This window comes from Candidatus Hydrogenedentota bacterium, assembly GCA_035416745.1.
GTDB lineage: Bacteria > Hydrogenedentota > Hydrogenedentia > Hydrogenedentales > SLHB01 > UBA2224.
The window spans coordinates 1-13,345 of sequence record DAOLNV010000119.1; the positions used below are offsets into that span (position 1 = coordinate 1).

Here is a 13,345-nt window from a genome sequence, read left to right on the forward strand (position 1 = left end):
AATCGTGCCAATGTTCACGTGCGGCTTCGTCCGCTCAAATTTCTGCTTGGCCATGTCTACAATAACCTCCTTGCGCGTCCAAGCCCTGTACCGTTATCGAAAAAGCGTTATGGTGACGGCGCTTGTGGCACTCTTGCCTCTTGCACCCACCTTCACCAGTCATTATGAAGATGGAGCCCACGAGCAGAATCGAACTGCTGACCCCCTCCTTACCATGGAGGTGCTCTACCTACTGAGCTACGCGGGCCCGTAGCAGCCGGCATCAAAATGGAGCGGGAAACGGGATTCGAACCCGCGACCCTCAGCTTGGAAGGCTGACGCTCTAGCCAACTGAGCTATTCCCGCCCGTCTCTATCATCCAACGCTGCGCGCCTTGTGCAAGGCGCCAGCGATATAAGCAATGGTGGTGGGCGCTGGATTCGAACCAACGTAGGCGTAAGCCAACGGGTTTACAGCCCGTCCCCTTTAACCACTCGGGCAGCCCACCACTGTCCGAAAGAACAGGCGCTGCCACGAACTGTCCTTCCGAATGGAGCTGGCGAAGGGAGTCGAACCCCCGACCTACGGATTACAAATCCGTTGCTCTACCGACTGAGCTACGCCAGCGCCAAAAAACAAACGCCGCCGGAAGGCGGCGCTTCGTACTATAGCAAAGCGGGAAAAAGCATGTCAAGTTGCCGGCCGTCTTCCCCGCATCCGAGGCGTTCGCCTTTTGTTACACGGTTATGGCAAGATTCTATCAAACACCGGGCAAAACGTAAAGCATGTCAATTATGAGGGGAAATACCTATGCGATGGACACGACGCGAGATTCTCGGTTCCGGCCTCGCCGCCGCAACCGCCTGCACATTGGGCGCCAGCGCAAGAGCGGCCGAAACCCCGCCTCCCCCGCAACACGGACCCAGGATTGGACTGAGCATCGCCGCGTACTCGTTCCGCGAGTATCTGCCCCAAGGCGGCAAACCCGGCAAGATCAGCCTGCATGACTTGTGCGACATGGCCGCCGGATGGAACCTCGACGCCATCGAGCCTACTTCGTATTACTTCTCGTCCGAGGATACTGCCTACATCCATTCGCTGAAGGCCAAGGCGTTCCGTCTCGGGCTGGACATCTCCGGCATGCCGATTCGCAACAATTTCTGCCTGCCCCCGGGCGAGGAACTCGACGCCGAGATCAAGCACGTGCATACCTGGATCGACCACGCCCTCGAGCTCGGCGCGCCGTGCATCCGCATCTTCGCGGGCCAGCAGAAAGATCCCCAGAAGGATTTCGCCTGGATGGTCGAGGGCATGAAAGCGTGCTGTGATTACGCCGGCTCCCGGGGCGTCTTTCTGGCCATCGAGAACCACGGCTATCTTACCGACTCGGCCGAAGCCCTCGTGCGTATCATCGAAAACGTGAACCATGAATGGCTCGGCATCAATCTGGACACGGGGAATTTCCGCGAACATCCCTACGAAGACATGGCGGCGGTGGCACATCTCGCGTTGACCGTCCAGGTCAAGATCCAGGTCCGTACATCCGACGGGACAGACGTCGAGGATGCCGACTTCGAGCGCATCGCCGGCATCCTCCGCAATGCGAATTACCGCGGCTACGCCGCCCTGGAATACGAAGGCAAGGAAGACCCGATGTCCGCGGTCCCAGTCTGCCTGGACCGGCTGCGCCAGGTTTTGAAGACCTGAACCGGACCACGACCCTAGAAACCAGGACTGTGAGTTCTCGAGCGCAACCAAGGTTAGCCTGCGGCCGAATCGCGTTGCCCGCTGGCTCAAGACGCTTGTTTCATGCGGCCTTCGAGGGCTTTCAACGCGCATGACACTTCCTGATAATCGTTCTTCTCGAGCAGCTTGCGCAGTTTCGCGATCGCCCCGCCAACTTTCTTGCCCGCGCGAGTCGTGCCGAACAGGTGCCGGCTGACCGTCGACTGCGTCAGCGACAACGTCTCAGCGATCTCGACCTGCGTCATTCCCTTAAAGTAGTACAGGCGCAGGATATCCCGCTGCCGGTCCGTAAGGTGCTTCTCGATCAGCGCGTTGATTGCCGGCAGCACGCTTTGGAAGAAATCCTGCAGGGCATACCGCCGTTCCCGGTCCTGCTCCGTCTCGAACCACAAATTGCGCTCGGACGGAACATTCTCAAGGTATTTTGAACTTGTGGGTATCTCCCAGAAGTCCGAATTGAACCCGGACATGACTACACACTCCCTTGTTTGACCTCTCGTCTTGCGTTACTTCACCGCTCCTGGTTCCATCATCCCCGCCTAGCGGCACAATCGCGTGCCAATGTGAAAAGGCCGTTCGCAAAGTTCGCATCGCGTCTTCCTCCTTGCCTCGCTGTCTTCTCTTCCGTCCGGATATCGGGCGAAAACACCGCGAAAAAAAGAACGCCGCAGGCTACTCCGGGTTCGCCTGCGGCGTCTCTTGTTTCTATGTACTCTACGTTACTCTATACGAGACTCCCCTCGGGGCGAACCGCAGGCGCAATGAATTAGCACCGCGCGACGGGCACGCGTGCCCGCCGTAGGCCACATCGCGGTTGAAAAACTGGTCTTGCGCATCGTTCGTCCCAATCTCTCGTTCAGAATTTGAAAAAAACTGCCTCTTTGCTTCGCCTGAGGTCACTTCTATGTGCACTTAATATCACAATAACCATCGAAAAGCAACTCGCAAACGGGAAAACAACCCTTGATAAGCGTGGGGATATGCATACTTCCAGGCAGGAATTGTGACTCTTTGACCATACATTTTTGAACCCGGATCGCCCCCCATTCCTCCCGTTGTTCATTTTTGTACAGGCGTCCGGTTACTCGACATTTGCACAACCTTTACATTTTCAGCGTTTTAGGGTAAATTGTTGACGTTGGCATGTGGATTGCTCAAGGGAGAAAGGCTGAATCTCATCGTTTTCTGCGGGGGAAACGTGGAGAGTTTTGTTGACAGATGGGGAAAAATGTATGTCCGAATCCCGGGGGAATGGAAGGAATTGAAGGGGCAGAAACGTTGAGAGGAAGTGCCGTGCAGCCCGAAACTGAAACACGAAGCACCATACTGGTAGTGGACGACGAGAACGGTCCCCGTCAAGCGTTGCGCATGCTGCTCAAAGAGAACCACGAGGTTCTCTTGGCATGTAACGTGGCCGAAGCGCAAGAAATACTTGCCTCACACCCGGTTGACCTGGTCATCACCGATTTGCGCATGCCGCGTCAGTCCGGCGTGGATTTGCTCAAGTGGGTCAAGGAAAGCGCTCCGGACATCGAGGTCATCATCTTGACGGGGTTCGGCGAGTTGGACACCGCGATGAAGGCGGTAACCTACAAAGCCTTTGCCTACATCGAGAAGCCTTTTGACAATGACGAACTGCTGGCTCACGTGCAGGGAGCGTTGGAGCAGCGTCAACATGACAGAGAGCGCCGCCGGCTCCAGGACTTGGCGCTCGATGCGAACCGTTTCGAATCGGTCGGGCGTTTTGTGTCGGGTATTCTGCACGACTTGGGGACGCCTCTCTCCGTTATAGGCAGCCAGGTGGACCTGATCGTTCCGAAGGAGGGGCTGGCGAGTCTCGAGCGGCGCCTTGACCTCATCCGTTCACAATCCGAGCACTGCAACACGCTGGTGCGGAAGGCAATGGGTTTCCTGCGCCACCAGACCAACGCGTTCTCGATGCTCGGGCTGAACGACATTGTGGAATCATGCTTGGACGTAGCCAAACCGGTCGTGATGCGCCAGGGGATTCGCATCGAGAAAGACCTCGCGACCGACATCCCGGTGTGCTATGGCGACCTCGTGCTGTTGCGCCAGGCACTCCTCAATCTGATTGCCAATGCCTGCCAGGCCATGGAAACGCAGCAGGAACCGCGCGCGATCTATGTTCGCACCTGGGCCGAGAACGGCAGCATTTGCCTCACCATTCGGGATACCGGCCCGGGCGTTGTCCCCGAGCTGAAGACCAAGATCTTCGAAGCGTTCTTCAGCACCAAAGGCGACAAGGGCTCCGGCATCGGCCTTGCAGCGGTCAGCAGCATCATGACCAAACACAATGGCCGGGTGACTCTCGAGGACGTAGACGGCCCCGGCGCCTGTTTCAAACTCGTGTTTCCCGCCCATAGAAACGCCGTCAGCCCACGGGAAAGTTGCGGCTAAGCCCGAGGGTTTGTCCAAGACGAACGGGTCCGGGTTTCCGAGCGGTTCACCCATCTCCATCGCTATGGCGATATCGCGGCCCGCGCAACGCCTGCGGCCCGAAGACCTCCCGCCCACGCGACTCAAGCACCGTGAATCGTGCGTGTTGAAGATGCCCATACCGCCTTGAAGACGGCGGGCGGAAAGCCCGCGCGACAAGGCCCCCGGGGAGGCCCCGGGCCCACAATGTAATATGACTGGTAGGGCGGTCACCCCCCAGCAGGGGAGCGACACCCTGGCGGCATATGAAATCGGCACGCCGTTTGGGGTATACTCTATTTGAGTTCTGCCATGACCGGCCCATTGGCCGAGGATTTGTCATACAGGCTGCTCCCGTACGGAACCCCTGCGAATCAAAGGTATTAGCTCATGACGAAGAAGCTGATGATTGTCCCGGAAGAAGTGCGCAAAGAAGCCGTGATCGAACTCGGCTCGATTGCCGTGAACGCATACAACAAAACGGTCTCGGAGGAGCTCGAGAGCGATTCGGGCATTACGCCCGCGGCGTGCCTGCGAATTTACCGCGATATGTGCATCATTCGCGAGTTCGAGACCATGCTGGACAATATCAAGAAGCTGGGGGCGTACCAGGGCATCGAATACAAGCACCTGGGCCCCGCTCACCTGTCGATCGGGCAAGAAGGCGCGGCCGTCGGCGAGGCGTATCACCTCAGGGTGGCCGACCACATTTACGGCAGCCACCGCAGCCACGGCGAGATCATCGCCAAGAGCCTGCGCGCGATCTACGAACTCAAGGGCAGCGGGTTGCGCGACATCATGGAGAACTACTTCGATGGCGCCATCCTGAAGATGGTCGAGGCTCACGAACCCGATTGGCAAGGTTTGCGGCTGAACGGCAAAGGTTCCGGCAAAGCCAAGAGCGGGTTCTCGAGCGATGAAGAGGAGGAGCTCGGGATCGACTTCCTCCTGTACGGCCTGCTGTCCGAGGTCTTCGGCCGCAAGAACGGGTTCAACAGGGGCATGGGCGGCTCGATGCACGCGTTCTTCATCCCCTTCGGCGTGTTTCCGAATAATGCCATCGTGGGCGGCAGCGCCGACATCGCAACGGGCGCCGCCCTGTTCAAACGCGTACGCCGCCAGGAGGGCATTGTCGTAGCGAACATCGGCGACGCATCGATCGGCTGCGGACCCGTCTGGGAAGGCCTCCAATTTGCCTGTATGGCGCAGTTCAAAACGCTCTGGGAAGGCGATTGCCGGGGCGGATTGCCCATCATCTTCAATTTCATGAACAATTTCTACGGCATGGGCGGCCAGCCCATCGGCGAAACCATGGGGTTCGAGTACCTGTCGCGCGCGGGCGCGGCCCTGAACCCCGAAAACATGCACGCCGAGACGGTCGACGGCAACAATCCGCTGGCGTTGGCGGATGCGTATGCCCGCAAAAAGGCTATTGTCGAGGCGGGCGACGGGCCCGTCCTGCTCGATGTGCAGTGCTACCGCCAGACCGGGCACTCGCCGAGCGATCAGTCTTCCTACCGCGAACGCGAAGAGATCGAGATGTGGCGCGCGGTCGACCCCATTACCGAATTCGGCGCCAAACTGGTCGACGCGGGCGTCGCGTCTCACGCCGACCTGGACATCATCCAGGCGTACGTCACGAAGAAGGTCACGAAGGCGTGCAGACTCGCGACGAACGACGATTTGTCGCCGCGCATGGTCCTCACCCCCCACACGGGGCTGGCCGAGATCATGTTCACGAACGCCGATGAAACGAAATTGCCCGGTCTCGAGCGCGAGGACGACGTTCTGATGCCGCTCGAAGAGAACCCGCGCGTCAAGCAGATCGCCAAGAAATCCCGGTCGGGGCTCGACGAAAACGGCACCATGCTCAAAGAAAGCAAGGCCGTAAGCCTTCGCGACGCCATTTTCGAGGCGATCGTGCATCATTTCTACAACGATTCCCGCCTGGTGGCATACGGCGAAGAAAACCGCGATTGGGGCGGTGCGTTCGCGGTGTACCGCGGCCTGACCGAAGCCCTGCCGTACCGCCGCCTGTTCAACTCGCCTATCTCGGAAGGCGCGATCGCAGGAACGTCCGTCGGTTTCGCACTCGAAGGGGGCCGGCCGCTCGTCGAGCTGATGTACTGCGACTTCATGGGCCGCGCGGGCGACGAAGTATTCAATCAGCTCGCGAAATGGACCGCCATGTCGGGCGGGTACTGCCGCATGCCGGTGGTGCTACGCGTATCGGTCGGCAACAAGTACGGGGCCCAGCATTCGCAGGACTGGACCGCCCTGTGCGCCCATATGCCGGGATTGAAGGTGTGCTTCCCCGCGACTCCTTACAGCGCGAAAGGCCTGATGGCGGCGGCGTTGCGCGGGAACGATCCGGTCGTGTATTTCGAGAGCCAGCGCATTTACGACGTCACCGAGATCTTCCATAAGGGCGGTGTCCCGGCGGAGTACTACACGGTGCCGCTGGGCGTGCCCGAAGTGCTCAAAGAAGGGTCAGACCTTACCATACTCACGTTCGGCGCCACATTGTACCGCGCATACGACGCCGCGAAACGGCTCGAGAGCGAATACGGCCTCTCGGTCGAGCTGATCGACGGCCAGACCCTCGTCCCGTTCGATTACGAGATTCTCTACAACTCGGTCAAGAAGACCGGCAAGCTCATCCTGGGCAGCGATGCCTGCGAGCGCGGCAGCTACCTGCATACGGTGGCGGCGCAGATCACGCAGTTGGCGTTCGACTATCTCGACGCTCCGCCCGCCGTCGTGGGCGCGAAGAATTGGATCGTGCCGCCCGCCGAACTCGAGGACGACTATTACCCGCTGCCATCGAGTTTCCTGGACGCCTATCACACGCAGGTCAAGCCGTTGCCGGGCTATGAAGCGCGCGAACCTCGTCACCCCGCCGAGCTCATGCGCCTCTCGAAAGAAGGAATGCTGTAAGCACGATCGCCGGGCGCCCGCCCGGGACCTGCCCGCGCGTGTGCTATAATCCGCGCGCCAGCGGGATAAGACTGCGCGCGGTACGGGCGCGCGGGGGAAGTCAGCCGATGTTGGATGCCATCCAGCGAATGCGCCGCGAACGGCGAATTGCCTTGCTGATCTTCGTGACATTCGCCGTCGTGGCTCTGTGCGCTCATTGGTTCAGTGCGCCGCAAGCCGTACCTGCGCCGCGTTCCGCCCCCACGGAGACGATGAAATGAGGTCCCGCCTGGACATGGTGCGCGCCACGCTCTATGTGCTGTTCGCCGCGGCCGCTCCCTGGGATGCTTTTCTATTCGTTCCCGGGCTCAACATTCGGCTGACGTGGCTGCTGACGCTCGCCGTCATCGCCCTCGAGTTTGCCGACTACCTGCATACGCGCCATGTCGGGGTACGCTTCGAATTGTTGTGGCCTTCGTGCGCGTTACTCATTCTGGCGCTGCCGCCGATGCGGGCCGTCCCCGCGCAGGGGGCCGCGGCCATTCTCCTCGGCATGACCGCCGCGCGATCGGCGGGACCGGCGCTCGCGCGCGACGTAGTAGCTGCGCTGGCCCTTTCTGTCGGCGCCCTCGCTGTGTACACGGTCATTTTCTTCTTTTTCCAGTTCCTCGCTCCCGCCCAGTCTCCTCCGCCTTCGGCATACTCGCTCGAGACAGGAATTCTCGCCCCGTTCGGACACACTATCACCGAGTGCGCGTTGATTCTGTTCGTCGGACTTGCCGCGGCAGCGTCGCGCTTCCTGCGCAACGACAGTGCCGCGACGTTCCCGCGCCGGATGCTTCTCGCGCTGGCGCTGCCGCTGTTTGTGGCGCTTGTCTGTCTGCTGAGTTTTTCTCTTGGCGCCGTGGGACGCTGGCGGCCTCCGGACCATTTCGCGTCAAAGGCCACGGCCCTCGCCGCGCTCATCGGGGGCTGGCTTCTGGCCCGAATCCTCGCCAAGTCGTTCATCCACTGGCGGGAGATGCGCTACACGATTTCGGAAGACACCATGCACATATTGGCCGGGCTGGCCTTCTTTGCCTTGTTGTTTCCCCTGGAATTCCGCTTTTTCTGGGGTTTTCTCGCCGGTATCGCCGCGGGAGCGGCGCAGGCAGAGAGGCGCCTCGCTCCACTGCCGCCGAAGTGGGCTTTCGCGCTTGCACCTGTAGCGCTTCTCGTGTCAATCAACATCAGCGGAGTGCATCCCGCCGACAAAAACAATCCGCGAAACTACGAAGTAGCCGCCCAACAGGATTTCGCCGGCGGCCAGTACGCCCGCCTTCAATCGCGCATGGATTACTTCGAAACATCCTGGCCGGATGAGCGCCGCACCCATCTGTGGCGCGCGCGTGCGGCCCTCGCCAACGAATTGCTTCACGAAGCCGCGCATGAAATCACCATCGCGTGCCGGCCCGCGGACGAAGCCCGGCTCCTGCTTCCACCGCCGGATCCACAAGAGGTCGACGCGTTTCTGATACGCCTGCGCGACGCGTGTTCCCAGTCCGGTATCAAGACGGCGTCGCTGGCCCACATTCAGGGGCTTCTCGGCGCGGGGAAATTCAACCACGCCGAAGCGCTCCTCGAACAGGCTCTCGAGGAATCCGCGGATATCGCCCTTCCCGAAGGGCTCAGCACGGACCTCGACACCGCGGCATATGGGTGCCCCTGTTCGTGGCCGTTGCGGGCCGCGGCGCTGAACACCGTCTGGACAGCCGATCTCGAGCAGCCGGCGGAATTGAAGGCAATGTTCCCGGAAGACCTGTCCGGCGCGCAATGGTTACGGCTGCTGTTGAGCTGGGGTGCGAACTTGCGGACGCCGCCGCCGGAGTTCCCGCGCGAGGCGCTTCCGCTGATCTGCATCGCGAAATGTCACCGCTCGAGCATTGAATTGGCCTGCATCTCGGCTGATGCCCGGCTCGCGCGCACCGATTCCCTGACCACCGCCCCTGTCCGATATGACCCCGCGGCGCAATACATCGCACTGGAATTGGCGCCGCGGCCAATAAACCAACAGGCAACATGGCGCGGCCCCGAAAGCCCGTCTTCGGACAAGTGGACCATCTCGTTCGAGACTCAAGAGACGATGGTCGCGGCCGTCGAGCTTCACAACGGCATCACGTTGACCTCGCAGCCGCCGACAAAACCGCTCCCCGCGCCCCAGACCCCCATCATCTGCATCTGGCTGTAAGGAAACTCGCCCGGACCACGCAGCGCGTTCTCGGGACGACTTTCTTTGGACCTGACCCATGCGCTCAGTGAGAACAATCAATGGCCTCTGACCAAGTTCCGGAGAATGTCTTGTCTTGTTCATACGGCAGCTTGCGCAAATAACCAGGCGGCTGTCATCCGTGGTGGAGTGGATGCGGCGAGTGTTTGACAGGCTCTCTTGTTCGATGCAGGACCCCGCAATGCATCCAATTTGAATACCCGGCCGCGGCATTGCCTCAGAGTCCCGCGACATCTCCGCCTTGCTGAGCGGAAACATCGAACCTCGCTCGAGTTGACTTCCGCCCTCGCCGAATTGTATGATTTCACCCGTGCCGAGGTAGCTCAGTTGGTAGAGCAGCGGACTGAAAATCCGCGTGTCGGCAGTTCGATTCTGCCCCTTGGCACCATTTTTTTCGCTGGAGTAGCTCAGTCGGTAGAGCGCATCACTCGTAATGATGAGGTCGGGGGTTCGATTCCCCCCTCCAGCTCCATGAAACGCAAGGACTTGCAGGATTTCCCGTGGGTCCTTTTTCTTTGTCTTAACGCCGCATTAACTCCAAGAAGTCCCGGTTCACTGGGTATCGCCGGTGTGTTTGGGCATGCCCTTCCCCCGCGTCATCCCGATTCAGCGTCGACAGTGATACATGCCGAAAGCGCTGACAGAACTGACAAAACCCCTCCGTCGGCTTTTTCCCTTCGAGCGCTTCTTGACTTGCGATGCAGCGGATTCTCTGCCGCGGCCAGCCGAGTGCAGACTGGTTGGGCGGCATGCGCCAGGGCATAGTGCCGGCTGGCACCCGCGAGAAAAGCCCTCGGTGTCGCGCGGCGAGCGGAGATGGGGCACAACCTTCATCGAAGGCCAGAGTGCTTCACCACGCCGCGGGAAAGGCTCGTCGATGCGTTTGGCGCGTTGCTTCTCGCTGCATGCGTGGGAATGGAAAGTGGTTGTCGAAGCCAATATGAGAAGGCACCTCAATGATGGCTCTACGTGGGCAGCATCCCTCAGCCTACAGTCGAGAGTTTTGTCTCAGCTCGCGCCGTGGCTGAGATGCGGAGCCCGGCCGCACGCCCCTGCATCGCCGACAAGTCCGCGCCCCGCGACAGGAACGGCCTTGCTCGAGAGCGGGACATGTCGAAGGGGCGGAGCATGTGCCGCACCTCTTGTGCTGAGCGTGGAGTGAACAGGTGAGCTGATGAAGCGCAGCAAGGCCGTGCTAGTCCTGCTATTCCTGCTAGTCTCGGAGACGCGCCTTTCCCATGCACGCCCCGCCAGCCCGCGAGCAGCGAGGCGCATGCGTTCGGCACAACCGCCGTCGAGTCATGAAACATGGCGGCCGTGTGCGTGCTGATTCGGCAGGGCGCCGAGGCCGATCGGTTTTCCGCTTCCGGAGCGAGCGAGCGGCCCGTCCGTCGGGGCATCGAGTAACCGCGGCCAGCTAGCGCGTGCGGAGAAGACCGAGGGGGGGCGAGGGGGGAAACGCGACCAGGAGGCGATGTGTACAGTCGTTCGCACAAAATTTGTGAAATTTTTGAACACCCTTGTTTACGCACGTGCACCGTGAGCTATCGGTGTTCATTGTGTCCTTGCGCATGGCCCGTTTTTCACATGATGTATCGACGTCTTTCGCCGACTCGCCCATTCCCGGAGGCGAATCATCTATGCGGTCTGCCCTTCTCCTGTAACCCAGCTATCTTCGTATCAATACTGTGACCAAGTCATCCCCCGTCCAAAGGGGTTATCTGCGGCCACAGGTTCGAATTTCCCCATCTGCAGCCCGCGGGTCCGCGGATCGATTGGTTGGACCGAGCCGATTCAGTCAGACGGGGGCACGGCCTCAGCATGTCGTTGACGGGCTGGCCCACAAAACGCGGAGGCATGGCGTTATCTCCAGGTGACCTTCGGCGGCTTCCGTTTCGGCCACCGCGAGAACGTCTGCTCCGGGCAGCCCAGCGCCAAGGCGCCGTGAGCCCGGTGCGTCCTCGGGACACCCAGAAAGTCGGGTATGCTCCGGTCCCGTCCGCACGCGCCCACCAGGTATCCCACCAGGAAGCTCCCCAGCCCCATGGTTTGGGCAAGTAGCGACGCATTGTGCAGCGCCAGCATTGCGTTGGCCTCGGGCAGGTGGATGTTCCCCTCGACATGAGCCACAATTCGTGAATCTTCGTTGCCGATGAGCAACAACTGGCCGCCAGTGAGGAGGGAAGCGAGAACGAGGTTTTGTCCGGAAGCCGCTTGCGTATCCTCGGTGGGCGGTGCCTTTTGTGATATACTGCATTCATCTAGCATCCTATGGACGCGCTGGCTGTTCTACGGGGGATTGACGCAAGGCAATGGGATGTAGAGAGGAGAACGAAGGGGCGCTATACAGAGGCCCTATATCCCCCCTGCGTTCTTTGCAGAACATGACTTGATGCTCTGCAAATCACAGGCTGTGTGCCAGCATTGCCGGAGGGGTTTGGTGCCGCAATCGCGCGGCTCAAAGGTGTTGTGAAGAAAACACATATCCGTTGTTTAGCCCACAGATTCATAAAGAAGGACTACGCATGAGCATTTTCGAAAAGCCCGGATACCAGATCGACCGACCCGAACCTTCGCAGCTGTTCTTGAAGGCTCGCAACATTGCTGGATTACGGTTGCAGGAGCAGTTCAACAAGAACAACGGATGCGTCGAAGAATCTCGCGATTACAAGTGGATCAAGGCTGAGTTGACTTGTCCATCATTCGACCATCTTACCTTCGGCTATAAGAATCAGGTGTTTTCCGTCTTGGTTGACCTGCGCGATTCCCAGCAGTCTTATCTCTCGAGGCAGGAGCGTGACCGTTTCATCACGGCCACAACGGAGAACAACCTCGTTCCCTGTCTCTTTCCAATCATGCTTCCGGAGCTGAAGCCAGCACATGCAGAATGGAACCTGACACATATCACCACAGGAAAGAGCGTTGTCCCAAACGAGGTGGCTACGGACGAGAACATGCCAATGTCCGAATGGGAGCTGCACAACTTCGTCATTCAAATTGTCAGAAACCACCTTGAGCACGACAAGCGGAGCAGGATCTTGTCCTTCTGCGATATTCTCCAGATAAACCCCCAGATATGGTTTGATGATGCTGCTGGAAATACATGTTGGGTGCTTGTTCGCCACTTGAAGCAACCCGAAGATGGAGCGATATCGAAGTGGATCGGTCTGGAGAAACTCAATCCACCGCTCAAGGGCTATGATGGGTTCTTTGCTGGCGTGTCCCTTGCTTCGTCGGCGCCCATTCTGCACGACCAACAGGGAAATCTCATCCCGTTATCCGAACGGTTTTCAGGAAAGGCGCCTCTATACAGAGGGGACCAATTCTATATAGAGTTCGATGGTCTTCAGAGAATTCACGTGCCGTGACAGAGCGAGCACAACACCCGGACGGAGGCGGCGCTTGACAGCGCCCCTCAGCCGGCCCACTTGCCCCGGGGCGTTCACAAGTCGCCTATCGAGTCTTTTACCATTGACACACCAAACCCCCTCCAATAGAATCGGGTTGTGCGCGTCTCTCAAATGCAGGTGCAACAATAGGGCATGTCTTTACGTGCCTTGGTTCTGGAGGGATGCAAAAATGCGTGACTTCCTTGGCTGTCCTTACGGGATTCTTGTCCTCTCCACACTTCTTATCGCCGCCGCGGTGGTCGGTTGTCCGCCGGCCGATGACGATGATGGCGGTGAGGAGGAAACCATCTGGCTTCCGGGGAACGTGCCGCTGGTGATGGTGTGGATTCCCGGAGGGACCTTTATGATGGGCCGGTATTCTGGCGAAGAGAACAGTTCCTGGTCTGAAGATCCGCAGCATCAGGTGACGGTGCCGGGATTCTGGATGGGTAAGTATGAGGTAACTCAAGCCCAGTGGGAAGCGGTGGTGGGTACAAATCCGTCGTACTTTGCTGGGGCCAACCGTCCCGTGGAGCAAGTGACCTGGAACGATGTGAAGTGTCAAACCACATTAGAAATGTCCTCAGTCTTATCTCGTTAGAAATGTCCTCTT

General features: G+C 59.5%; 7 protein-coding genes, 6 tRNA genes and 1 pseudogene. 8 read left to right on the forward strand and 6 right to left on the reverse strand.

What is annotated here, in order from left to right; all coding sequences use genetic code 11:
* Nucleotides 1-171: 171 nt before the first annotated feature.
* From PLJ71_21065 to PLJ71_21080, 4 genes are all read right to left on the reverse strand, one after another.
* Nucleotides 172-247: transfer RNA gene (locus tag PLJ71_21065), tRNA-Thr, on the reverse strand.
* A gap of 21 nt (nt 248-268) precedes the next feature.
* Nucleotides 269-345: transfer RNA gene (locus PLJ71_21070), tRNA-Gly, on the reverse strand.
* A 56-nt stretch (nt 346-401) separates the two neighbouring features.
* Nucleotides 402-487: transfer RNA gene (locus PLJ71_21075), tRNA-Tyr, on the reverse strand.
* Nucleotides 488-530: 43 nt separating this feature from the next.
* A tRNA-Thr gene (locus PLJ71_21080) sits at nt 531-606 on the reverse strand.
* Nucleotides 607-789: 183 nt separating this feature from the next.
* Here PLJ71_21080 and PLJ71_21085 point away from each other — a divergent pair.
* Nucleotides 790-1,686, forward strand: coding sequence for a sugar phosphate isomerase/epimerase family protein (locus tag PLJ71_21085; protein ID HQM51186.1), 897 nt, complete (start codon nt 790-792; stop codon nt 1,684-1,686).
* Nucleotides 1,687-1,772: 86 nt separating this feature from the next.
* Here PLJ71_21085 and PLJ71_21090 read toward each other — a convergent pair whose 3' ends face one another.
* Nucleotides 1,773-2,195 (reverse strand): sigma-70 family RNA polymerase sigma factor, encoded by a 423-nt coding sequence (locus tag PLJ71_21090; GenBank protein HQM51187.1) that lies wholly within the window; start codon nt 2,193-2,195, stop codon nt 1,773-1,775.
* Between the two features lie 823 nt (nt 2,196-3,018).
* On the opposite strand from PLJ71_21090, the gene PLJ71_21095 reads away from it, so the two are divergent.
* The 5 genes from PLJ71_21095 (at nt 3,019) to PLJ71_21115 (ending at nt 9,815) form a co-directional block, all read left to right on the forward strand.
* Nucleotides 3,019-4,143 (forward strand): hybrid sensor histidine kinase/response regulator, encoded by a 1,125-nt coding sequence (locus tag PLJ71_21095; protein HQM51188.1) that lies wholly within the window; start codon nt 3,019-3,021, stop codon nt 4,141-4,143.
* Nucleotides 4,144-4,551: 408 nt separating this feature from the next.
* Nucleotides 4,552-7,098, forward strand: a complete 2,547-nt coding sequence (locus PLJ71_21100; protein ID HQM51189.1) for a thiamine pyrophosphate-dependent enzyme — start codon at nt 4,552-4,554, stop codon at nt 7,096-7,098.
* A gap of 256 nt (nt 7,099-7,354) precedes the next feature.
* Nucleotides 7,355-9,304, forward strand: a complete 1,950-nt coding sequence (locus tag PLJ71_21105) for a hypothetical protein (GenBank protein HQM51190.1) — start codon at nt 7,355-7,357, stop codon at nt 9,302-9,304.
* A gap of 351 nt (nt 9,305-9,655) precedes the next feature.
* Nucleotides 9,656-9,731, forward strand: a tRNA-Phe gene (locus tag PLJ71_21110).
* 8 nt (nt 9,732-9,739) lie between these two features.
* Nucleotides 9,740-9,815 (forward strand) — tRNA-Thr (locus tag PLJ71_21115).
* Between the two features lie 1,391 nt (nt 9,816-11,206).
* Here PLJ71_21115 and PLJ71_21120 read toward each other — a convergent pair.
* Nucleotides 11,207-11,611, reverse strand: a complete 405-nt coding sequence (locus PLJ71_21120) for a nitroreductase family protein (protein HQM51191.1) — start codon at nt 11,609-11,611, stop codon at nt 11,207-11,209.
* Between the two features lie 257 nt (nt 11,612-11,868).
* Here PLJ71_21120 and PLJ71_21125 point away from each other — a divergent pair, with 257 nt between their 5' ends.
* Nucleotides 11,869-12,711, forward strand: a complete 843-nt coding sequence (locus PLJ71_21125) for a hypothetical protein (protein ID HQM51192.1) — start codon at nt 11,869-11,871, stop codon at nt 12,709-12,711.
* A 346-nt stretch (nt 12,712-13,057) separates the two neighbouring features.
* Nucleotides 13,058-13,285 (forward strand): annotated as a pseudogene (locus tag PLJ71_21130) (formylglycine-generating enzyme family protein).
* The last annotated feature ends 60 nt before the right edge of the window (nt 13,286-13,345 follow it).